Here is a 21,684-nt window from a genome sequence, read left to right as displayed (position 1 = left end):
ATGGCATCGATACTAGATAAACATCAGATCCTCGAGAAGAACGCGACGCTTCTTCTCGTCGGCTCGCTGCTCGTCGTGAGCATCGGCGGCATCGTCGAAATCGCACCGCTGTTCTACCTGCAGAACACGATTGAAAAGGTGGAAGGCATGCGGCCGTATACGCCGCTCGAGCTGGCCGGCCGGAACATCTACATCCGCGAAGGCTGCTACCTCTGCCACAGCCAGATGATCAGGCCGTTCCGCGACGAGGTCGAACGCTACGGCCATTACTCGCTCGCGGCCGAGTCGATGTACGATCATCCTTTCCAGTGGGGATCCAAGCGAACCGGGCCGGATCTGGCCCGTGTCGGCGCCCGCTACTCCAACGAATGGCATGTCCAGCATCTCGCGGATCCACGGGCAGTCGTGCCGGAGTCGATCATGCCGAGTTACGCCTTCCTCAAAGAGCAGAGGGTGACGGTCAAGGACGTGGGAATGGACCTGAAGGCCAACGAGGATGTGGGGGTGCCTTATAACGACGACATGCTGGCGAACGCGGAAGCCGACATGAAGGCCCAAGCCGATCCGAACGCAGATACGCCGGCCCTGCTTGCCCGCTATCCTAAGGCGAAGACCGGCGATTTCGACGGCGATCCTGCTGCGCTGACCGAAATGGATGCCTTGGTGTCCTACCTGCAGATGCTCGGAACGTTGGTCGATTTCTCGACCTACGACGACGCGACCGGCTACCGATGAGGTGATCCATGGAAACCTATACTGCAATGAGACACTTCGCCGACAGCTGGGGCCTCCTGGCAATGGCGGCATTCTTCGTCGGCGTCGTTGTCTTCACCCTTCGCCCAGGCAGCAAGCAAACGGCGAAAGAGGCCGCCGATATTCCCTTGAAGGATGATTGAGATGTCGGAAAAACATATCGATGAATTTAGCGGCGTCGAAACGACCGGACATGAATGGGACGGCATCCGCGAACTCAACAATCCGATGCCCCGCTGGTGGGTGTGGACCTTCTACGCCACCATTGTCTGGGCGTTGGGCTATGCGATCGCATATCCCGCGATCCCGATGATGACCGACGCCACGAAGGGTGTGCTGGGCTTTTCCAGCCGCGCCGAGCTGCAGCAGAACCTGGATCAGGCCAAAGCATCGCAGACGACACTTCATGATCTGATCGCCGCCAAGACGGTGCACGAGATCGATTCCGATTCTGCCCTTCGCGAATTCGCGGTCGCCGGCGGCGCGTCTGCATTCAAGGTGAACTGCGCGCCGTGCCATGGCTCGGGAGCAAGCGGCCGCCCGGGATTTCCGAACCTCAACGACGACGATTGGCTGTGGGGCGGAGACCTCGATGCCATCCAGGCGACGATCGCCCATGGGATTCGCTTCGACGGGGATACGGACACTCATGCTTCCGAGATGCCGCCCTTTGCCGATGTTCTGGATCCCGTCCAGACAAGGCAGGTCGCGGCTTACGTCTGGGGACTGACCAATACACCGTCGGACCCCGGTCTCGCAGAGGCAGGAAAACAGGTCTTCGTCGATAACTGTGCCGCATGTCACGGCAACGACGCCAAAGGAAAAGCCGAAATGGGCGCGCCGGATCTCGCCGATGCGATCTGGCTGAAGGCACGTGGGGAGGATGCGATCATCCGTCAGGTGGCCGCTCCCAAGCATGGCGTCATGCCTGCCTGGGCAGGGCGTCTCGGCGATACGACGGTCAAGGAACTTACCATTTTCGTGCATTCGCTTGGCGGCGGGACGTGAGGAGAAAAGCCATGGCAGCTCACGGCCACAACCCGATCCTCGATCTCTATGGCACGCCGCGCGCTACCATACGATCACGTGTGTCGGCGCGCGCCAAGGCCACACCGCCACCGTCCGATCAGGACGACCCGGCAAAGATCGGCAGTTCGATCGTCAGTTCGACCTGCCTCAAAGACCACGAGCAGACAAGCCGCTAGCTGTAGACTTGTCGAGGACGTCCCAGCGGTGGTTGTTCCCCCGCAGCTCCTCCAGGCCACGCCCTCACTCCAGGGCGTGGCCTTTTCCTTTCGCGTGAAGGCCTTCCCTCTTGATTTGCATCAAGGAACGGATGCGCGGCAGATGGGACAAGGGCGGGTGAACTCGGATAGGGCCCATGAACCTCTACACCGCACCAGATCCCGATAACATCGAGCGGCTCAATGTCGAGCCGGTCAATGCCCGTCGCAACCGGCAGCCTCTCTACGCACCTCGGAAGAAGGTGTTTCCCAAGCGTGCAGAGGGACGATTCCGTCGGTTCAAGTGGATCGTCATGCTGATTACGCTCGGCATCTACTATCTCGCGCCATGGATTCGCTGGGATCGCGGTCCTTACGCGCCTGACCAGGCAATCCTCATCGACCTGTCTTCACGGCGCTTCTTCTTTTTCTTCATCGAAATCTGGCCTCAGGAATTTTATTATGTAGCGGGTCTCCTCGTCATGGCGGGGTTCGGCCTGTTTCTCGTCACTTCCGCGGTTGGCCGCGCATGGTGCGGCTACGCTTGTCCGCAGACCGTCTGGGTTGATCTCTTTCTCGTCGTCGAACGTGCGATCGAAGGCGATCGAAACGCGCGAATGAAGCTTGACGCTGGTCCCATGAGCTTTGCCAAGCTGAGGAAGCTTGTGGTCAAACATTCGATCTGGCTGTTGATCGGCGTCGTCACGGGCGGAGCGTGGATCTTTTATTTTGCCGACGCGCCGAGCCTGCTTGTTTCCCTGTTCACCGGCCGCGCGCCTGCAGCCGCCTACACCACCGTCGCCATCCTTACCGCAACGACCTATGTGCTCGGCGGTCTGATGCGAGAGCAGGTGTGCACCTATATGTGCCCGTGGCCACGCATCCAGGGCGCAATGCTCGACGAAAATTCTCTCGTCGTCACCTACAATGACTGGCGGGGCGAGCAGCGGTCGCGTCACGCCAAGAAGGCTCAAGTCAAGGGCCTGCCGGTCGGGGATTGCGTCGATTGCAATGCCTGCGTGGCGGTGTGTCCGATGGGAATCGACATTCGCGATGGACAGCAGATGGAGTGCATCACATGCGCTCTCTGCATCGACGCCTGCGACGGTGTCATGGACAAGCTCGGAAAGCCTCGCGGCCTGATTGCCTATGCAACGCTGAGCGAATACTCGACCAACATGTCGCTCGCCACAGACGAAGGACGAACGGCCATCCAGCCATCCAGGGTTCGAAACGAGGATGGGACCTTCGTTCCGGCGATCCGCCACTTCGACTGGCGTATCATCTTTCGTCCGAGAACCGTCTTTTACGCGGTCGCCTGGGCGTCAGTCGGCATGGCTATGCTCGTCCATCTCGCCTTTCGGGAACGCCTTGAACTCAACGTCGTTCACGACCGAAACCCCCAATATGTTCTGGAAAGCGACGGCTCTCTGCGGAATGGCTACACGCTTCGTGTCCTGAACATGGTGCCGACGCCGAGGGATGTGAACATAAGCCTGGTCGGGCTGGAGGGGGCGACGATGCGCATTCCCGAGTTCGGCAAGGAAGACGCTCGCAGCTTTACAGTCCACGCCGAACCCGACGCGGCCACGACGCTCAAGGTCTTCGTCACGCGCAAGCCTACCGGAGCCGCGATCAATGAATTTCTGTTCGTTATCGAAGATACCGATCATGCCGATCGGGCAACCTACCGCGCGGCGTTCAATGCACCGGGAGACATCAAATGAAGACCTCCGCTCAAGGTTTTACAGGCCTGCACATGCTGCTTGCGACCTCGGCATTCTTTGGCGTGGTGATCGCGGTAAACGTCACCATGGCCTTCTATGCCTCCTCCAGCTGGAGCGGTCTGGTCGTGGAAAACACCTATGTCGCCAGTCAGGAGTTCAACCGCAAAGCGGCGGCGATGAAGGCAATGGCCGCTTCCGGCATCGAGGGCAACCTCTCCATAAAGGGGCACGAGATCCGCTACGACATTCACGACAAGAGCGGATCGCCTGCGATCGTCGACGACGTCGTTCTGAATTTCAAACGGCCCGTCGGAGACCACGAGGACTTCCACCTTACGCTCAGGAGGACAGCCGCGGGGCGGTTCGAAGCGGAGCATGGCCTAGCCGAAGGTGACTGGATCGTCGAGGCCATCTCGCGAAACGGCGGCGTGGTCGTCATGCATGAGGCAAAACGCATCGATACCGCGGAGTTAGGCCAATGACCTGCTGTACCATGGACGCAGAAAGCGTGCTTGCCCTCAGCACGACATCATCCAGTGCCGAAGAGGTTCGCCTTGTCAGCCAGCCGCTCGGCGAGGGATTGCGTCAGTTGGACCTGAGTGTTCCCGACGTTCACTGCGGCGGCTGCATTTCGACTATCGAAAGGGCGTTGTTGTCGCTTCCCTTCGTCAAGACAGCGCGAGTCAATCTCACAGCTCGAAGGGTGACCTGCGTTTACCAGGAGGAGGTCGAGACGCGTGCAACCGATCCGTCCAAGATCCTCGCAGCGATCAACTCGGCCGGATATCGCGCGCATCTCTTCACGCCCCAAGCTCCCGAGAACGACAAGACCAGAAATCAGCTTCTCCTCGCGATCGGCGTTTCCGGTTTTGCGGCCGCCAACATCATGTTGCTCTCGGTATCGGTCTGGTCGGGCGCGGATGCCGCGACGCGCGACATGTTTCATTGGATCTCGGCGATGATAGCAGCGCCCGCGCTGGTTTATGCGGGGCGCTTCTTCTTCAAATCGGCCCGGAATGCGCTGCGGCACGGGCGCACCAACATGGACGTTCCGATCTCGCTCGCCGTGACGCTCTCCTATGCCGTTTCATTGTGGGAGACCGTCCATCACGGCGAGCATGCATGGTTCGACGCTTCGGTCTCGCTGCTCTTCTTCCTGCTGATCGGCAGAACCCTCGATCATGTCATGCGGGAAAAGGCTCGGGCGGCGATCAACGGACTAGCACGACTGGCCCCGCGCGGAGCATTGCTGATCAATCCGGACGGGTCGCGACATTACATTGCGATAGAAGAGATCGCAGCGGGGGATGAAATCTCGATAGCCGCAGGCGAAAGGGTTCCCGTCGATGGCATAGTCGTCAGCGGAGAAAGCGACGTGGATCTCTCCATCGTCACCGGCGAAAGCAGCCCCGTCGCCGTTGCCAGCAACAGCGAAGTGAGTTCTGGGGCAATGAATCTGACCGGCTCGCTGGTGCTGCGGGCAACGAAAATTGCCAAGAATTCGCTTCTCTCCGAGATCATCGGCCTGATGGAGGCCGCCGAGGGCGGAAGGGCTCGCTATCGCAGGATCGCCGATCGCGCTGCCGCACTCTATTCCCCGGTCGTGCATCTGTTGGCGTTGGTCTCTTTCCTTGGCTGGGGCTTCCTGGGCGGAGACTGGAAACAGGGCATGCTGGTCGCCGTAGCGGTGCTGATCATTACCTGCCCATGTGCGTTGGGTCTTGCCGTGCCCGTTGTCCAGGTCGTCGCTGCGGGGGAGCTTTTCCGGAAAGGCATCATGGTGAAGGATGGTTCAGCACTCGAAAGACTGGCCGAGGCCGACACCGTGGCCTTTGACAAAACGGGCACCTTGACAATGGGCAGTCCGCGCCTTGTCGGAGTGGGCACCATGGACGAGAGCGCCACCGCAATCGCCCATGGATTGGCCACGCATTCACGGCATCCTCTATCTCGGGCTCTGGTTCGGGAGACCAAAACCGCCCCCATGTCCTTCGACAGCGTCACGGAAATCCCCGGCGGAGGACTGGAGGCCAGGAATGGAGCGGATGTCTATCGTTTGGGCAACACGGCGTTTGCCTGCGGAACCAGCGTCGTGCCCCGGACTGCCGATAGTCCGTTTTCGGAAGTGGTCTTGTCGAAGAATGGCGTCGATTTTGCCCGCTTCTTCTTCGACGACACGCTTCGTCCGGGTGCTTGCGAGGCCATCGACCGGCTCGGTGCAGCCGGCCTTGAAACGCTGATCGTGTCCGGTGACAGGCAGACCGTCGTCGACAACACGGCGCATGCTCTCGGTATCGACAGGGCTTTTGGCTCTCTGACGCCAAAACAGAAGGTCGAGGAATGCCAGAGGCTGAATGGCCAAGGTCGTCGCGTGCTGATGGTTGGCGACGGTATCAACGACGCCCCGGCACTTGCAGCGGCGCATGTCTCGATGGCGCCGGCCACGGCATCCGATATCGGCAGACAGGCCGCCGACCTCGTTTTCTTCAATGATCGCCTTGACGCTGTTCCGGAAGCAATCGCTGTTGCGCGAAGATCCGCCAGCCTCATCCGGCAGAACTTCGCTCTCGCCATCGGTTACAACGTTCTGGCGGTGCCGATCGCCATCGCCGGATTGGCGACACCGCTCATAGCGGCGGTGGCGATGTCGACATCGTCGATCATCGTCGTGACGAACGCCCTGCGTCTGAACGCGTTCGGCAAGCGTCGAGATATGCAAATTCGAGGGGGTATCGGCAGGAGCGCGGAGGTCAAAGCCGCATGAACATGTTGATCTATCTCATACCGATCGCGCTGCTGATGGGAGGAATGGGACTTCTGGCATTCCTTTGGTCGCTGAGGAGCGGCCAGTATGACGACCTTCAAGGCGCCGCCTGGCGAATCCTCGCCGAGGACGAAACCGATCAACGAAAACCCTAACCACACACTGGGTCCAAACACGAAAGGAAGATGGATGCTTGCGAAAAATTCTGTGCTTCTGCAGTCTGAGCTGTTCGCTGGTTTGGATCAGGCGACTGTGGAGCAATTCACGGCAATGGCTGAGCTTCGAAGCTTCGCTGCTGACGAGAAGATCGTAGCCGAGGGCCAGAAGGCGTCGTTCGTCTACTGCGTCATGAACGGGTTTGTCCGACTTTCAAAATCGGAATCCACCGGGCGCGAGGCGGATATCTGCGTGTGCGAGCCGGGCGACACCTTTGGGGAATATCTCCTCTCGGGGGGCGGCTCCTACGCTTATAGCGCGCGGTCCGCCGACGGGGCCGAGGTCGCGCTGTTCGCGCTTGCGGACTTGCAGGCATTCGCCGACCAACATCCGATCGTACACCGGAATGTCATGCGCATCATGGTCAGGCACCTGCTCGGTGCGATGGATTGTATTGCGGGAGACCGATTGCTCACAGCCGCGCAACGGGTGGCAAACTACCTTGTGAGCCGCTGCCCCGCCTCGACGATCACCTCGCGGGTCACGTTCCGCCTTCCTTACCGGAAGAGAATCCTGGCCGGCAAACTGGGACTGGCGCCGGAAGCCCTTTCCCGCGCGTTTGCGGCGCTGGCGGCATCGGGCGTCGAAGTCAGAGGCAAGGTCGTCCTGGTCGATAACGTCGATCAGCTTCGCGAAGCGTGCTGAACTTGCAAAATTGGGATTGGAAGAGCTCGTCGTAGTTGACCGCGGTCAATGTGCCGCCCTCCAGCCTCGGTATGTTCAAGCGCAAAAAGGCGTCTGGACGTTATGGTTATTTGGATTGTTTTCGCGGTCATCACGGCTGCCATAATCGCCTCTCTTCTTCATCCGCTTGCGTCAGGCCGCGTCCGGGTCAACGGCGGCGAGGCTGACGCGGCTCGGGTCTATCGAGACCAACTTCTCGAACTCGACAGAGAATTGCAGGCGAACGAAATCGGCCGAAACGAGTATGAATACGCGCGAGCCGAAACGGCGCGGCGGCTTTTCAAGGCAAGCGAGCCGAAGCGCGAAGAACGCCAGAGATTGCCGCATCCGCGTCATCCGCGTCGGTGGCTGAGGTTGGCGGTGGTCGCATTTCTTCCTCTGGCAAGCATCGGCCTCTATGTTCTCGTGGGTTCCCCAGACATGCCGTCGCGGCCGTTGCAAGCACGGTTGGAAGAGCCTGGCCAGGATATTGCAATACTGGTCGCGAAAGCAGAGCGCCATCTCGCGAGCCAGCCGGATGATGGTCGCGGATGGGATGTGATCGCCCCGATCTACCTGAGGACCAGCCGAGTCGTCGACGCAAGGTCAGCTTACCGCAATACCCTGCGTCTGCTCGGCCCGAACGTTCATCGCCTGGGTGGCCTTGCAGAGGCCCTGATGGCTGAGGCGCATGGTTCGGTGACCGAGGAGACGTTCGATGTCCTGCGACAGATACTTCAGCTCGAACCGGAAAACCCGCGTGCCCGCTTCTACATCGCCCTCAGCATGGAGCAGGCGGGACGGCCAAACGAGGCGCGCCAGGCTTTCGAGACGCTGGCAAAACAATCACCCGCCGATGCGCCCTGGCTGCCGTTGGTCAACGAGCATATCGCCATGAACGGCGGCGCTAAGGCAGGCGCCGATCCGGCGGGCGCCAATCCGGCTGCCCCGGGCGCCGATCCAAGTGCCCCGGGCAATCCCACGCAGCAAGATGTGGCAGCGGCCGAGACGATGAACGCCGGCGACCGGCAGCAGATGATCCGCGGCATGGTCGAGAGCCTCGATGCCAAGCTCAGCGAGGATCCGAACAATTTCGAGGGATGGATGCGGCTCGTCCGCTCTTACGCCGTATTGAACGACAAGGATCGCGCCGCCGGCGCCCTGAAACGCGGGCTTGCGGCCTTTCCGCCGCCTGGCGAACAGGGCAGGCAATTGCTGGCGCTTGCCAGGGAACTCGGCATAGCCACGGAGGAAGCGACGCAATGACGCGCAAGCAGAAGCGCCTGGCGGTGATTGCCGGCGGCATGGGCTTCATCCTCGCCGCCGTGCTGCTGGTGATGTTCGCCTTCAGCCAGTCAGTCGCCTATTTCTACATGCCGGCGGATCTCGCCAAGACGCCGGTGGCGCCGGAAACCCGCATCCGGCTCGGCGGCCTGGTCGGTGAGGGCAGTGTCGTGCGCGGCACCGGCTCAACGGTGGAATTTGCCGTCACCGACGGCAGCACCAATGCCGTGAAGGTCAAATATACCGGCATCCTTCCCGATCTCTTCCGCGAGGGCCAGGGCGTCGTCACCGAAGGCATGTTTGCCGCCGGGACCAACGTCTTCGTCGCCGACACCGTGCTTGCCAAGCACGACGAGACCTATATGCCGAAGGACGTCGCCGACAGGCTGAAATCCCAAGGGCTGTGGAAGGAAGGCCAAGGCCAGGAGAACCCTGGGAAGGAAGCTCAGGGAAAGCAAGCTCAGGGACAGGAAGTGAAGGCGACGCCATGATCATCGAGATCGGCCATTACGCGCTGGTGCTGGCGCTGGCAACGGCGCTCATTCTCTCCATCGTTCCAGTGATCGGAGCCCGCCGTCATGACCGGGCGATGATGGATGTGGCGACGATCGGCTCGCTGGCGATGTTTGCGCTGGTGGCTTTCTCCTTCGGTGTGTTGACTTATGCCCATGTCGTCTCGGATTTCTCGGTCGAGAACGTCTGGGAGAATTCGCATTCGCTGGTGCCGCTGCTCTATAAATATTCCGGCGTCTGGGGCAATCACGAGGGATCGATGCTGCTCTGGCTGTTGATCCTGACGCTGTTCAGCGCGCTGGTCGCCGTCTTCGGCCGCAATCTGCCGGAGACGCTGAAGGCCAACGTATTGGCCGTGCAGGCCTGGATTTCGGTCGCCTTCACGCTGTTCATCCTGCTGACCTCCAATCCCTTCCTCCGTCTCGATCCGGCGCCGGCCGAGGGCCGCGATCTCAACCCGGTTCTTCAGGATGTCGGCCTCGCGATCCATCCGCCGCTGCTCTATCTCGGTTATGTCGGCTTCTCCGTCTGCTTTTCCTTTGCCGTTGCGGCCCTTCTGGAAGGGCGCATCGACGCCGCCTGGGCACGCTGGGTGCGGCCCTGGACGCTGGCTGCCTGGACCTTTCTGACGCTTGGCATCGCCATGGGCTCCTACTGGGCCTATTATGAGCTCGGCTGGGGCGGCTGGTGGTTCTGGGACCCGGTGGAAAACGCCTCCTTCATGCCGTGGCTCGCCGGCACCGCCTTGCTGCATTCGGCGCTTGTCATGGAAAAGCGCGAGGCGCTGAAGATCTGGACGGTGCTGCTCGCCATCCTCACCTTCTCGCTGTCGCTGATGGGCACCTTCCTGGTGCGCTCCGGCGTGCTGACCTCGGTGCATGCCTTTGCCAGCGATCCCTCCCGCGGCGTCTTCATTCTCTGCATTCTGCTGATCTTCATCGGCGGGGCGCTGTCGCTCTTCGCCTTCCGCGCGCCGAAGCTGTCGGCCGGCGGGCTGTTTGCGCCGATTTCGCGCGAGGGCGCGCTCGTCGTCAACAATCTGATCCTGACGGTCGCCTGCGGCACGGTGCTCACAGGCACGCTCTATCCGCTGCTGCTGGAAACGCTGACCGGCGACAAGATTTCCGTCGGAGCGCCCTTCTTCAACCTGACCTTCGGCCTGCTGATGGCGCCGCTGGTCGTCATCGTGCCCTTCGGGCCGATGCTCGCCTGGAAGCGCGGCGATCTGCTGGGTGCCCTGCAGCGGCTCTATGTCGTCGCGGGTCTGGCCTTCCTTGCCGCAGTGGTCTTCTTCTACGTCCAACATGGCGGGCCGGTGCTTGCCGTCCTCGGCCTCGCTGCCGGGCTGTTCCTGATCCTCGGTGCGGTAGCCGATCTCTGGTACCGCGCCGGCATCGGCAAGGTCGCGGGCAGTCTCGCCTGGCGCCGGCTTTCCGGCCTGCCGCGTTCGGCCTTTGGCACGGCCCTTGCCCATGCCGGGCTCGGCGTCACCGTGCTCGGCATCGTTGCGGTGACGACGTTCCAGAGCGAGCATGTCATCGAGATGAAGCCGGGCGAGGTGACCGAGGCCGGTGGTTACAGTCTGCATTTCGACGGCATGCAGCCGGCGACCGGGCCGAACTATACCGAGGAACGCGGCCACTTCACCATCCGGCGCGCCGGTGTCGTGGTTGCCGATACCTGGTCGGCCAAGCGCCTCTATACCGCCCGACAGATGCCGACGACAGAGGCCGGCATTCTGACCTTCGGGCTTAGCCAGCTCTATGTCTCCCTGGGCGACGCCACCAAGGACGGCGGTATCGTCGTGCGCATCTGGTGGAAGCCGTTCATTCTCTGCATCTGGGGTGGAGCGGTGTTCATGGCCTTCGGCGGCCTCGTCTCGCTCAGCGACCGGCGCCTGCGTGTCGGCGCCCCGCGCCGCAAGGCGAAGCCGGCAAGGCCGGCAGCTCCCGCACTGGAGCCGGCGGAATGATGCGGCGTCTGCTCCTGGCTTTCGCTATGCTGCTGATGGCGGCCCCCGCCTTTGCCGTCAATCCGGACGAGGTGCTGGCCGATCCGGCGCTCGAGGCGCGGGCCCGCACCCTTTCGGCGGAACTGCGCTGCATGGTCTGCCAGAACCAGTCGATCGACGATTCCAATGCCGATCTGGCCAAGGACCTGCGCCTGCTGGTGCGCGAGCGCATCACCGACGGCGACAGCGACGAGGCGGTGCTGACCTATATCGTCTCGCGCTACGGCGAGTTCGTGCTCTTGAAGCCGCGTGTCAGCATGAAGACGGTGCTGCTCTGGGGTGCCCCTGTGCTGCTGGTGCTGGCCGGCGGGCTGTCGCTGCTGGTCTTTGCGCGCAAGAGGGCCGGCAAGCCGACCGGCAGCAAGCTGACGGCAGACGAGCGGGCGCGGCTGAGCGAGCTGCTTCGTGACGATCGCATTGTTTGACGAAGATCAATGGCGGCTCGACGAGGTCGCACTATGGTCGTCCCAGCAACAATTCCCATAAACGAGGCAGGACAAATGCAGGCGAAGGAGATAATGACCACTAACGTGGTGTCGATCGGTCCAGCGGTCGGTATACGCCACGCCGTCGCTGTCATGATGCAAAACAACGTCAGCGGCCTTCCTGTCATTGATGATGAAGGCCGCGTCTGCGGAATGCTGACAGAGGGCGATCTGCTGTTGCGGAGAGAGATTCGGTTCGCTCCCCGCGCCGCCCGCGCACCCGAAATCATATCCGAGATCGATCTTGAGCGATATATCTCCAGCAATGGCTGGTGTGTCGCCGATGTCATGGCTCACGATGTGATCGTGGCGAGCCCCGACAGCGAGGTAGCGGATATCGCCGAAAGCCTCCAGGCGCACCGGATCAAGCGTCTGCCGATCGTCGAGGAGGGGCGCCTAGTCGGGATTGTCAGCCGCAGGGACATCCTCGGCCTGATCATCGACGCCCAGACGGCGCCACTGCCAAAAGAAGATGAATCGATCAAGCTGGCGGTCCGAACGCGCCTGAGGTCGGACTTGGGGATAACGCCCCAGAAGGTCCAGGTGACCGTCAAGAACGGCCAGGTGACACTCGATGGCAACGTGGAGTCGGAGCTGAAGCAAAAGGCTGTTCGCACCCTGGTCGAAAGCCTGGGCGTCGGCGCCTATCGTGACCGGCTCCAGATCGCCCGGCTGACAGGCACCGAGGTGGGCTAAGACAGCCCTCTATGCTGTTAAGCGCCCAGCAATATCGGCACATCCGCGGATACCAATTTCCGGATATCGGAGCATATGCGGCGATAATGCATCGTATGGGCACCCGCTGGTGTTCGACCCGCTTCTCTCGCAAAGATTTAGCGAAATCGCTGCTTGCCTCAACCAGACAATCTCGCGGGTTTTGGACACCCGAAGTTCTAAAGCTTGCGGCACTGCCGCCCGCGCCTAACGGCGCGGCTTCGGCCGGCGCTCGTTGTTGAGAGCGAATTTGACGCGAGGAGGCTCGCTCGGTGTTGCGCCCTAACCGAGCGAGCCTCTGTCAAGTTTCCCCCTTGACACGGGAATATCCCGACCCGCCAAACTGACATACTCAATAAGCGAGGCCGTTTCTTTGATAGAGGTCAAACACGGCTGGAAGAGGCAGTGCTCATTCGGCGGCGATGATCTCTTCTAAAACAGGCAGAATATCCATCGTGAGGCTTTTTTCGTCGATCGGTCCCACATGTCTCAAGACAATTCGCCCCGTGCGATCGATAACGAATGTTTCCGGGACGCCATAGGCTCCCCAGTCGATCGGGCTTCTTCCCGTGGTGTCGATTCCGATTGCCGCGAACGGATTGCCGTTCTCCTGAAGGAAGGCTGCGGCCTTCTCTGGGGCGTCCTTGAAGTTGATGCCGACCAGCTTTATGCGAGGATCTTTGGCAAGTTCCATCGGCGCCGGATGTTCTAGCCGACAGGGAACGCACCAGAACGCGAAGATGTTGACGACGGCGATATGACCATCCAGTGTCTGATCGTTCAGGCTTGGCGCTTGAAGACCGGCAAGCGGCGCGAGATCGACGGCTGGATGTCGGCGTCTCGCCAACGCCGACGATTGCGTTTATAAGATGTGTGATTGGGCTCATACCTTCGAGCCTTAATCCCAGACGCCGCTCCGATAATTGATACTGATAAAACAACCGGCTTATCGACCGCAAAGATTGGAATGACGGAGCGCGACCAGGCGCTCCTCGGTGCATCGCGGCAGTTCCTCAAAGTTCCTTCAGCCGAAGCGTTAGCCGCCCGGCGCGCGGCCTTCGTCCGACTTGATCGAGATCAATTACGCTGCAACCCTCACCATGTATTGGTCCGATCACACAGGGGAGCGTGCACATGGATTTCGAAGCGTTTTTCAAAAACGAGCTGGACGGGCTTCATACCGAGGGCCGTTACCGCGTTTTTGCCGATCTCGAACGTCACCGCGGCAATTTTCCCCGCGCGACGCGTTACACCGCGGACGGCGAGAAGGAAGTCACGGTCTGGTGCTCCAACGACTATCTCGGCATGGGCCAGCATCCGAAGGTGATCGAGGCGATGAAGAACGCCATCGACCACTGTGGCGCGGGTGCGGGAGGCACCCGGAATATTTCTGGCACCAACCACCATCACGTCATGCTCGAGCGTGAGCTTGCCGATCTGCACGGCAAGGAAGCAGCGCTGATCTTCACATCGGGTTATGTTTCCAACTGGGCAGCCCTTGGTACGCTCGGCGCAAAGATCCCCGGCCTCATCATCTTCTCCGACGCGCTGAACCATGCCTCGATGATCGAGGGCATCCGCTATGCCAAGTGCGAGAAGGTGATCTGGAAGCACAATGACGTGGCCGATCTCGAAGCCAAGCTCAAGGCCGCCGATCCGAAGGCGCCGAAGCTGATCGCCTTCGAGAGTGTTTATTCGATGGACGGGGATATCGCCCCGATCAAAGAGATTTGCGATCTCGCCGACAAATATGGCGCGATGACCTATCTCGACGAAGTGCATGGCGTCGGTATGTACGGTCCGCGCGGCGGCGGCATTGCCGAGCGCGAGGGGCTGATGGACCGGTTGACGGTGATCGAGGGTACGCTCGGCAAGGCTTTCGGGGTGATGGGCGGCTATATCGCCGCTTCAACGGCACTTTGCGATTTCATCCGCTCGTTTGCCTCCGGCTTCATCTTCACCACGGCGCTGCCGCCGGCACTGGCCGCCGGCGCTGTCGCCTCGATCCAGCACCTGAAGGTCAGCCAGTTCGAGCGCGCCCGGCATCAGAACCGTGTCCGCAAGCTGAGAGCACTGCTCGACCAGCGCGGCATTCCGCATATGCCCAATCCGAGCCATATTGTGCCGGTGCTGGTCGGCGATGCGGCCAAGTGCAAGTGGATCTCCGACCTGCTGCTCGACAATTGCGGCGTCTACGTCCAGCCGATCAACTATCCCACCGTGCCGAAGAAGACCGAGCGCCTGCGCATCACGCCGACGCCGCTGCATTCCGACGCCGATATCGCCCATCTGGTCGAGGCACTGCATTCGCTCTGGTCGCGCTGCGCATTGGCGCGGATGGTTGCTTGACTGCCGGCCCAGTAATTTGATTTGGATCAATTCCTTAAGCTTCGGTTAACCGTGAGGCGCCATAACTGGGGTTCTTCGCGGTATCAATCGAGGCCCTTATGCCGGTCAGCGCTCTCTCTGTCCTTTCACCGAACGCCCTGGACGATTATGTCGACCTTCGTTCGGTTCCCAAGCTCCGTCACTTCGGAAAAAATGACGTTATCGACCGACTGCGTCTGGCGGTGCCCTTCGACTACATCTTCATCTCCGGCCTGGACGTCGATCATTATCGTTTCGGCGAGGGGTTTTCGATCGACACCGATTTGCCGCCAGCCTACCTCGAGGCATACGAAGCCGATCAACTGATTCGCGTGGACCCTTTCGTGCAAGCGGCCAAGTCTGCCACGACGGTGGTCGCGGAGAACGAAGTCTACAAGGAACAGGAGCCTCCGCAGAGGTTGCTCTACCTGCAGCGCACATTTGGCGTATTCAACAGGACGATTGTTCCGATCCACCGGGACAGTACGGTCTACGGTGCTGTCGGCTTCACTCGAGCGACTGCGTTTGATGACGACGAAATCACCTTTCTGGCTCTTGTGTCCGAAGCAATTCACACTGCCGTAACCAAACCTCTGATGGAGCGATTCGCGGCCGAACACATGCGACTGTCGAAGGGCGAGATGGCTTGCCTCGCCCAGGCGAGCCTTGGGTTGACCAGCGAGGGCATCGCCAAGTCCACCGGCTACCAGCTGGATACGGTGAACAGCTACGTCAAGTCGGCGACAAAGAAGCTGGGCGCCGTGAATCGAACGCAAGCCATCGCTGAGGCGATACGTCGGCGACTTATCGCCTGACATGGTTTTTCAGCCGGGCGGCGCCTCCAAGGGCGCCGGGTGCGGGCGTCCGCCGACAGCCCGCGGACACGCGTTGCTTACGCAAGCGTATGGGCTTTGGGCACCGGGTGAGGCGACAATATTCGGCGAAATTTCCCTCTTCAGGCAGTCGCATCGCGGCCAATGTCAGCGTCCGCTACCAAACTCTCTCAGGAAATTGGTTTCCTCCGATGACCGGCGCCCGCGCACGACCGTAAACGTTTAGATGGCGTTTACCCTGCTCCGACGAGCGTCCCTAAAATCATGTTCCTATTCGAATTTACTACATTAGATTTACCTCCCATGAACTTGTTCACCCTAGATTTGGGGTGTCCCGGCGAGAGTGCTGAGGCTGACATGATGTCGGCTATGATCTGAAGGCGCTCTGGAGGAGCGTCCAGGAACCAGGACCCCGCCGATCCGGCATGCGTTCTGGCGATCCGGCACCTTGTTTGCCGGTAGATCAAGGTTTCCCATGCGTTCTCTTCTCAGGTCGGCAGCCATGGCTGCCGTCATATTTCTTCCTGCCTCCTCATTTGCGCTCGATGCCCCAAAGGGCGAGGTGATCCTGACCGTCACCGGCAAACTCGATCATCCGAATGTGGGAGATACGGCTCAATTCGATCTTGCCATGCTTGAAGCTCTCGACAGCCGTAACGGCACGATGGAGACGCCATGGACCACGGGAAAAGTCGAATTCTCAGGGCCTTTGTTTCGTGCGGTTCTCGAGGCTGCCGGGGCCCATGCGGACAAATTCAAGTTGATAGCCCTGAACGACTACGCGGCTGAAGTTCCCGCGGAGGATGCTTTGAAAATCGACAGCATGCTGGCAACGCGGATGGATGGCTTGCCCATGTCTGTCCGCGACAAGGGGCCACTATTCCTCATCTATCCCTTTGACACAGACAGGTCGCTCTACAACGAGAAGTACTTTTCGCGTTCCGTCTGGCAGATCAAAACGATCGAGGCGGAATGATGAACGAGAATGCCCGCAAGAATGGCGACGTCATCAGACGAGCCAGCAAGGCAACCGCGTTCCTTCAATTGTTCGCGACATTGTTGATGGTCGGCCTGATCTACCTTCTTTCGGGAATTTACGAAAAATATGAGGCACTTCAGGACGGCATTCGAGAAAATACCCTGTGGTCCGTTTACCAGCTGGACCGCGAAGCGCGCCGTCTGCTTGAGCTTGCTCATGTCATGGGTGCCGACAAAGACCTGACGCTGGCCTCGATGAAGACGCTCTCGACAAGGTTCGACATCCTGTATTCTCGCATGGGTATTCTCAAGAAGGCGAATTTCGATCTGCGCCTCCAGGATAGTCCGGAACTTCAGACCCTGGTGTCCGAGATCGAGCCGCTCGTTGTCGCAAAAGCACCTTGGTTCGACGCCATTGCAAGTGGGAGAGATATCGATATCGCGCACCTTCGCGCCTTCACCTCTAGCCTGATCCCACTCGTCGAGAACACAGGCAAGCTTCTGATGAGTGCCAATAACAAGGTGAGCGCCGAACGTGCGGATACCCGAGATGCACTCCAGTCCCTTCAGTTGAAGTCCGGTGTGGTAACGGCTCTACTTGCGGCCTCCGTGGGTGTGCTGGTGATCATGCTGCGCAGACAATTGCGCTCCGTGCGTGCCGCCGGTCTCGTTTTTGAACGGATGGCGCACGAACTCAACGTGGCCTATGCCCACGCCGAGGCTGGAAACCGCGCGAAGTCTCAATTCATGGCGACGATGGGCCATGAAGTCCGAACACCACTCAATGCGATCCTAGGTACGGCCGAGCTTCTGGAACTGGGAGATCTTCCGGAGCGGGTTCGTTGGAGCGTTCAGACCATCCGGCGCTCGGGACAATCCCTCCTTGAGATTCTCAACGAGATCCTGGACTTCGCGAAGATGGAAAACGGCCGGATAGACGTCTGTCTGGCGCCGGCCGATATCAGAGTCCTTGCGGGCAGCGCAGTCGAGATGATGCGCGACCGCGCAGCCGAGCATGGCAATACACTGATTTCCGACATACCTGACAATTGGGCCACCGACACGATCATGACTGATGCGACACGTGTTCGTCAGGTCGTCCTCAACCTTCTCAGCAATGCGATCAAGTTCACCTCGAACGGTGCCGTCGTCTTGAAAATGACCGAGGGGCAATCTCAGGGCAAGCCGGTCGTCCGCTTCGCCGTCAGCGACACCGGGATCGGCATCGACAAGGAAGGGCAAGAAAAGCTTTTCAAGCCCTTCTCGCAGGTCGATGCGACGATTAGCAGAAAATACGGAGGCACAGGCCTCGGCCTGACCATCTGCAAAGAGATTATCGACTCGCTCGATGGGATGATTGGAGTCTCGAGCATCAAGGGTGAAGGAAGCACGTTCTGGTTCGAAATTCCGGCGGAGCCCGCTCAAGCGGGCGAGCCCATTGTCGATTGCGCAAGGGAGAAAGACAAGCTTGCAAGACAACGGAAGAATATCTTGTTGGTCGAGGACAATATCGTGAACCAGCAGGTGGCCGCGGGCTTTCTCCGTCACCTTGGCCAGAACGTGACCGTTGCAGGCGATGGTTTGGAAGCGCTCGATGCCATGGCGACGAAAGATTTCGATCTCGTGCTGATGGACATGCAGATGCCGAACATGGACGGTATCGAAGCGACGCGCTGCATTCGGGCAATGGAGACGGCCAAGGGAGCAGTCCCGATCATCGCGATGACGGCGAACGCTTCCGATGATGACAGACGCCTTTGCCTGGAAGCCGGCATGAACGGTTTCCAATCCAAGCCGATCACCCTCAGCCAACTCGCAGGCATTCTGGACCGCGTTGAAAGCACCGCCGAACGGAATGATCCGCCCTCCGGAGTCACGCTGGAGGAGGGATCGGCAATGAATCCGCGGCAGGAAGAGATTGTCGAGGTACTGGGCCGGGAGGTCTTTGAAGAGCTCCTCGACAGCTTCTTCTCGGATGCCGTCTTCATTCTTTCAGCCGTCTCCAGCGCCATGCGGGACGACAACACCAACAATCTCGATCGCCTGCTGCACTCGCTCAAGGGGGCGGCAAGCAATGTCGGCCTGCAGGATATTGCCGACCGGGCCCAGCGATTGCGAGAATCCCCGATTTCGGAACGCCGACTGCTCGATCTGATGCGGGCGGTTGACGAGCAACGGCGAACGCGCGCCGCATAGGAGCAATGCATGCGTATCCTTCTGGTCGACGACAACAAAACCAATCTCATTTTCCTAACGAGGCTCGTTGACAAGCTGCCCAATTGCGAAGCTGTCGGCTTTTCCAATCCGGCAGACGTCCTAGCTGCGATACCGCGGCTCGATTTCGATATCGCGGTCATCGACTACCAGATGCCGGACTACAATGGCGTCGAACTCCTGCAGGAGATCAACATGTTCGAGCAATACAGGAGCAAGCCGGTCGTCATGATCACCGCAGATACCGACATGGCCACCCGAATGGCGTGCCTGGATGCAGGGTCCATCGATTTCCTGAACAAGCCGGTCAATCCTCTTGAGTTCCAGGCGCGCATGAAGAACCTCCTCGCGCTCGTCGATGCACGCAACAAGCTGGCCGACAAAGCGGAGTGGCTTCGCCAGGAAGTCGACAAGGCGACGCTGGAGATCCGGGAGCGTGAAGAGGAGATCATCGATCGCCTGTCCATTGCTGCGAGCTTCAAGGATTCGGAGACGGGCCTGCACACGAAACGAGTCGGGGAATATTCGGTGCTGATCGCCAGGGCTTTGGGTCTGCCCGCCGATCAATGCGCCGACATCAGACTTGCCGCACCCATGCACGACGTCGGCAAGGTTGGCATCCCCGATGCGGTGCTGCTCAAGAAAGGAAAACTAACGGAGCAGGAATTCGCGTCGATGCAAAATCACACGCTCCTCGGCTGCGACATACTGGGAGAGTCGCAGTCCAGTCTTCTGCAACTTGCCGCGTTGATTGCAGCCACCCACCACGAGCGCTGGGATGGGCAGGGATACCCGAGACGCATGTCGGGCGCCGATATACCGATCGCTGGCAGGATCGTTGCCGTTGCCGATAACTTCGACGCTCTTACGACGGCGCGACCCTATAAGGAGGCCTGGACCGTAGACCAGGCGGTCTCTCATATCAGGGAACGTTCCGGAACGCAGTTCGATCCAGCATGCGTCGCCGCATTTGAAATCGCCCTGCCGGAAATACTGAGAGCACGCGATGCTCTTCAGGATTTCAGCTGCATTTCGCTTCAGCGAAGCGCTTGAACAGGCTCGTCGACATTACCGATGGCGAGACCCGAAAGCCACCGACCGCCTGATTTGAGTTGGAAGACCACCGCCTTGACCGCAAGATATTCTCCGTCGCGTCCGAATATCTCGGCATCGACGATGGCCGGCTCTTTCCGAACCGGCCGGATTCGTTCCCAATCGAAGACGAAACATGAAATCGGCATCGAAACGATCTCGATGCCCAGGAGCACCCGCTGTGCCGCGTCACTTGCGAAAACAATCAGTCCCTCATTGGAGACCAGCACGAGAGGAAACCGCAGGCTCTTCAAAGTGTCGAAGGCGGGGTCGGTCATAAACAAATCTCCAGCTTCTTGTCCGGAGCATTGGAGCAGATCCTGGATGCAGATCGCCGTAGATCATCCCCGCGACAGAGTGTTGTCACGGGGATGGGCGTCGACTCGTCAGGCGGCACGGATGGCCCGAGAGCTTGCGGCCCGGTTATACGCACCGTTGCGTTCCACCTCTGAGCCGGGTTCGCGAATGGCACCGCGGCGGTTCAGCTTGAAGCGTCCGACAAGGCCGGCAAGCCGTTGAACCCCGTCGGCCAAGGCGTGACTGACGGCGCTGGTTTCTTCGACCATAGCGGCATTCTGTTGCGTCATCTGATCGATCTCATTGACGGCCGAGGCAATCTGCTGGAGCCCGACCGACTGTTCGCTTGCGGCCGTTGCGATGGCGTCGATGTTCTGATCGATGCGGCGGACGAAGGTATCTATCTGATCGATGGCGCGGCCTGCTTCACCCACGTGCTTAACCCCTTTGGAAACTTCTTGGGTCGAATTGCCGATGAGATCCTTGATTTCCCTGGCCGCCCGCGCCGATCTCTGCGCCAATTCGCGAACTTCTTGCGCGACGACGGCAAATCCCTTCCCCGAGTCACCCGCGCGGGCCGCTTCCACGCCGGCATTGAGGGCGAGCAAGTTCGTCTGGAATGCAATCTCGTCAATGACGCCGATGATTTGTGCGATCTCTTGCGAAGCCGTCTCGATCCTGCTCATGGCCGCAACGGCATCCTTGACGATCTTTCCCGATGCGGCAGCGCATTCCTTGGTCTCACGCACGAGCGACCGCGTTTCCAGAGTGTGCTCGGCTGACACCTTTACGGTTGAGGTGACCTGTTCGAGTGCCGCCGAAGTTTCTTCAAGCGCTGCGGCCTGCTGCTCCGTGCGTCGGGCGAGATTGTCGGCCGCAGTTCGCATTTCCTGTCCGCTATCGTCGATCTGGGTGGTCTGGCTCAGAACCTGCTCCAAGGTCGTCTGGAACGCAGCGATAGAATTGTTGAAGTCGTGCCGCAGACGTTCGAACTCGCCGACAAACGGTTGATCGATGGTCATGCGTATGTTGCATTCGGCAAGACGCGCGAGTCCAGCGCCCAGCGTGGCGACGATCTCCTGGAGCTCGGCGGCCTCGCGCGCCGTGCGAGCCTCGCGCTCGGCGCGTTCGGCTTCCGAAACGGCCTGCTCCCGACGAGCCTCGTCTTCGAGACGGATCTTGTCGAGTGATGCTTGACGGAACACGCCGAGCGCTTTGGCCATCAGCCCGATTTCGTCGGCTCTTTTCTCGAAGGGAATTGATCGTTCCAGATCGCCATCAGCCATAGATGCCATCCGGCTGGTCATCCTAGTGACCGCTCCGACGACGTTCAAACGTAGGTAGATTGCACCGCCGATGAAGAGAGCCAAGGCGAGCAATCCAGCGACCAGAGCCAGCAACGTCCGACTTTCGACCTCCTGTTCGGCTGCCTTCTCGGTCCTCGCCTGGTAGTCGTTGGCGGCATCCACCAGTTTCAGGACGGCTGCCTCATGGACGTGATAGCGATCCGCGAGAGCATCCAACGCCTGATCGAGGGCAGCTGCATCCTT

21 protein-coding genes and 1 pseudogene are annotated in these 21,684 nt (G+C 60.1%); 19 read left to right on the top strand and 3 right to left on the bottom strand.

The window, feature by feature from the left end:
- From ccoO to RLCC275e_RS25510, 14 genes are all read left to right on the top strand, one after another.
- Window positions 1-735 (top strand): cytochrome-c oxidase, cbb3-type subunit II, encoded by a 735-nt coding sequence (gene ccoO, locus RLCC275e_RS25575; RefSeq protein WP_033183463.1) that lies wholly within the window; start codon window positions 1-3, stop codon window positions 733-735.
- An 8-nt stretch (window positions 736-743) separates the two neighbouring features.
- A complete protein-coding gene (locus RLCC275e_RS25570) occupies window positions 744-896 on the top strand; it encodes a CcoQ/FixQ family Cbb3-type cytochrome c oxidase assembly chaperone (RefSeq protein WP_017969139.1) in 153 nt (50 codons plus the stop codon).
- 1 nt (window position 897) lies between these two features.
- Window positions 898-1,761, top strand: coding sequence for a cytochrome-c oxidase, cbb3-type subunit III (gene ccoP / locus RLCC275e_RS25565; protein ID WP_033183462.1), 864 nt, complete (start codon window positions 898-900; stop codon window positions 1,759-1,761).
- 11 nt (window positions 1,762-1,772) lie between these two features.
- A complete protein-coding gene (locus RLCC275e_RS25560) occupies window positions 1,773-1,958 on the top strand; it encodes a hypothetical protein (protein ID WP_033183461.1) in 186 nt (61 codons plus the stop codon).
- A 176-nt stretch (window positions 1,959-2,134) separates the two neighbouring features.
- On the top strand, window positions 2,135-3,703 hold the full coding sequence (gene ccoG, locus RLCC275e_RS25555; RefSeq protein ID WP_033183460.1) for a cytochrome c oxidase accessory protein CcoG: 1,569 nt from the start codon (window positions 2,135-2,137) through the stop codon (window positions 3,701-3,703).
- Window positions 3,700-4,185 (top strand): FixH family protein, encoded by a 486-nt coding sequence (locus tag RLCC275e_RS25550; RefSeq protein ID WP_033183459.1) that lies wholly within the window; start codon window positions 3,700-3,702, stop codon window positions 4,183-4,185. Before ccoG ends, RLCC275e_RS25550 begins: the two co-directional genes overlap by 4 nt.
- Window positions 4,182-6,467, top strand: a complete 2,286-nt coding sequence (locus RLCC275e_RS25545; protein WP_033183458.1) for a cation-translocating P-type ATPase — start codon at window positions 4,182-4,184, stop codon at window positions 6,465-6,467. The genes RLCC275e_RS25550 and RLCC275e_RS25545 overlap by 4 nt, the downstream gene beginning before the upstream one ends.
- Window positions 6,464-6,622: a cbb3-type cytochrome oxidase assembly protein CcoS gene (gene ccoS, locus RLCC275e_RS25540; protein ID WP_033183457.1), complete on the top strand. Its 159-nt coding sequence runs from the start codon at window positions 6,464-6,466 to the stop codon at window positions 6,620-6,622. The genes RLCC275e_RS25545 and ccoS overlap by 4 nt, the downstream gene beginning before the upstream one ends.
- Before the next feature lie 34 nt (window positions 6,623-6,656).
- Complete coding sequence (locus tag RLCC275e_RS25535) at window positions 6,657-7,328, top strand: Crp/Fnr family transcriptional regulator (RefSeq protein WP_033183456.1); 672 nt, start codon at window positions 6,657-6,659, stop codon at window positions 7,326-7,328.
- 102 nt (window positions 7,329-7,430) lie between these two features.
- Complete coding sequence (ccmI, locus tag RLCC275e_RS25530; RefSeq protein ID WP_171891370.1) at window positions 7,431-8,612, top strand: c-type cytochrome biogenesis protein CcmI; 1,182 nt, start codon at window positions 7,431-7,433, stop codon at window positions 8,610-8,612.
- Window positions 8,609-9,121, top strand: coding sequence for a cytochrome c maturation protein CcmE (gene ccmE / locus RLCC275e_RS25525; protein ID WP_003557939.1), 513 nt, complete (start codon window positions 8,609-8,611; stop codon window positions 9,119-9,121). Before ccmI ends, ccmE begins: the two co-directional genes overlap by 4 nt.
- Window positions 9,118-11,115 carry a heme lyase CcmF/NrfE family subunit gene (locus tag RLCC275e_RS25520; protein ID WP_171891369.1) on the top strand — a complete coding sequence of 666 codons (1,998 nt, stop codon included), beginning with the start codon at window positions 9,118-9,120 and terminating at the stop codon, window positions 11,113-11,115. Before ccmE ends, RLCC275e_RS25520 begins: the two co-directional genes overlap by 4 nt.
- Entirely contained in the window at window positions 11,112-11,579 is a 468-nt protein-coding gene (locus tag RLCC275e_RS25515; RefSeq protein ID WP_171891368.1) for a cytochrome c-type biogenesis protein, read from the top strand. Before RLCC275e_RS25520 ends, RLCC275e_RS25515 begins: the two co-directional genes overlap by 4 nt.
- A gap of 75 nt (window positions 11,580-11,654) precedes the next feature.
- Window positions 11,655-12,335 carry a CBS domain-containing protein gene (locus RLCC275e_RS25510; RefSeq protein ID WP_033184497.1) on the top strand — a complete coding sequence of 227 codons (681 nt, stop codon included), beginning with the start codon at window positions 11,655-11,657 and terminating at the stop codon, window positions 12,333-12,335.
- A 427-nt stretch (window positions 12,336-12,762) separates the two neighbouring features.
- Here RLCC275e_RS25510 and RLCC275e_RS25505 read toward each other — a convergent pair whose 3' ends face one another.
- The gene (locus RLCC275e_RS25505) at window positions 12,763-13,200 is read right to left on the bottom strand and encodes a DsbE family thiol:disulfide interchange protein (protein ID WP_050516892.1); all 438 of its coding nucleotides are present in this window, start codon (window positions 13,198-13,200) and stop codon (window positions 12,763-12,765) included.
- Window positions 13,201-13,487: 287 nt separating this feature from the next.
- On the opposite strand from RLCC275e_RS25505, the gene hemA reads away from it, so the two are divergent.
- The 5 genes from hemA to RLCC275e_RS25480 all read left to right on the top strand — a co-directional run bounded on the left by hemA (window position 13,488) and on the right by RLCC275e_RS25480 (window position 19,798).
- Window positions 13,488-14,702: a 5-aminolevulinate synthase gene (hemA, locus tag RLCC275e_RS25500; RefSeq protein WP_171891367.1), complete on the top strand. Its 1,215-nt coding sequence runs from the start codon at window positions 13,488-13,490 to the stop codon at window positions 14,700-14,702.
- A 98-nt stretch (window positions 14,703-14,800) separates the two neighbouring features.
- Window positions 14,801-15,535 carry a helix-turn-helix transcriptional regulator gene (locus tag RLCC275e_RS25495; RefSeq protein ID WP_033184488.1) on the top strand — a complete coding sequence of 245 codons (735 nt, stop codon included), beginning with the start codon at window positions 14,801-14,803 and terminating at the stop codon, window positions 15,533-15,535.
- A gap of 520 nt (window positions 15,536-16,055) precedes the next feature.
- Entirely contained in the window at window positions 16,056-16,529 is a 474-nt protein-coding gene (locus RLCC275e_RS25490) for a putative pterin-binding protein (RefSeq protein ID WP_245496290.1), read from the top strand.
- Complete coding sequence (locus RLCC275e_RS25485) at window positions 16,529-18,727, top strand: ATP-binding protein (RefSeq protein ID WP_210271251.1); 2,199 nt, start codon at window positions 16,529-16,531, stop codon at window positions 18,725-18,727. The genes RLCC275e_RS25490 and RLCC275e_RS25485 overlap by 1 nt, the downstream gene beginning before the upstream one ends.
- A gap of 9 nt (window positions 18,728-18,736) precedes the next feature.
- Window positions 18,737-19,798, top strand: coding sequence for an HD-GYP domain-containing protein (locus RLCC275e_RS25480; protein ID WP_033184490.1), 1,062 nt, complete (start codon window positions 18,737-18,739; stop codon window positions 19,796-19,798).
- Here the strand turns inward: RLCC275e_RS25480 and RLCC275e_RS25475 are convergent.
- Both RLCC275e_RS25475 and RLCC275e_RS34780 read right to left on the bottom strand, forming a co-directional pair.
- Window positions 19,783-20,115, bottom strand: a complete 333-nt coding sequence (locus RLCC275e_RS25475; RefSeq protein WP_033184491.1) for a hypothetical protein — start codon at window positions 20,113-20,115, stop codon at window positions 19,783-19,785. The two genes, RLCC275e_RS25480 and RLCC275e_RS25475, sit on opposite strands and share 16 nt — an antisense overlap.
- Before the next feature lie 108 nt (window positions 20,116-20,223).
- Window positions 20,224-20,826, bottom strand: a pseudogene (locus RLCC275e_RS34780) (methyl-accepting chemotaxis protein); the annotation flags it as partial.
- Window positions 20,827-21,684 lie beyond the last annotated feature (858 nt).

Source organism: Rhizobium brockwellii, from assembly GCF_000769405.2.
In the GTDB taxonomy this organism is placed as follows: domain Bacteria; phylum Pseudomonadota; class Alphaproteobacteria; order Rhizobiales; family Rhizobiaceae; genus Rhizobium; species Rhizobium brockwellii.
This window is presented reverse-complemented; position numbering and strand designations above follow the sequence as displayed.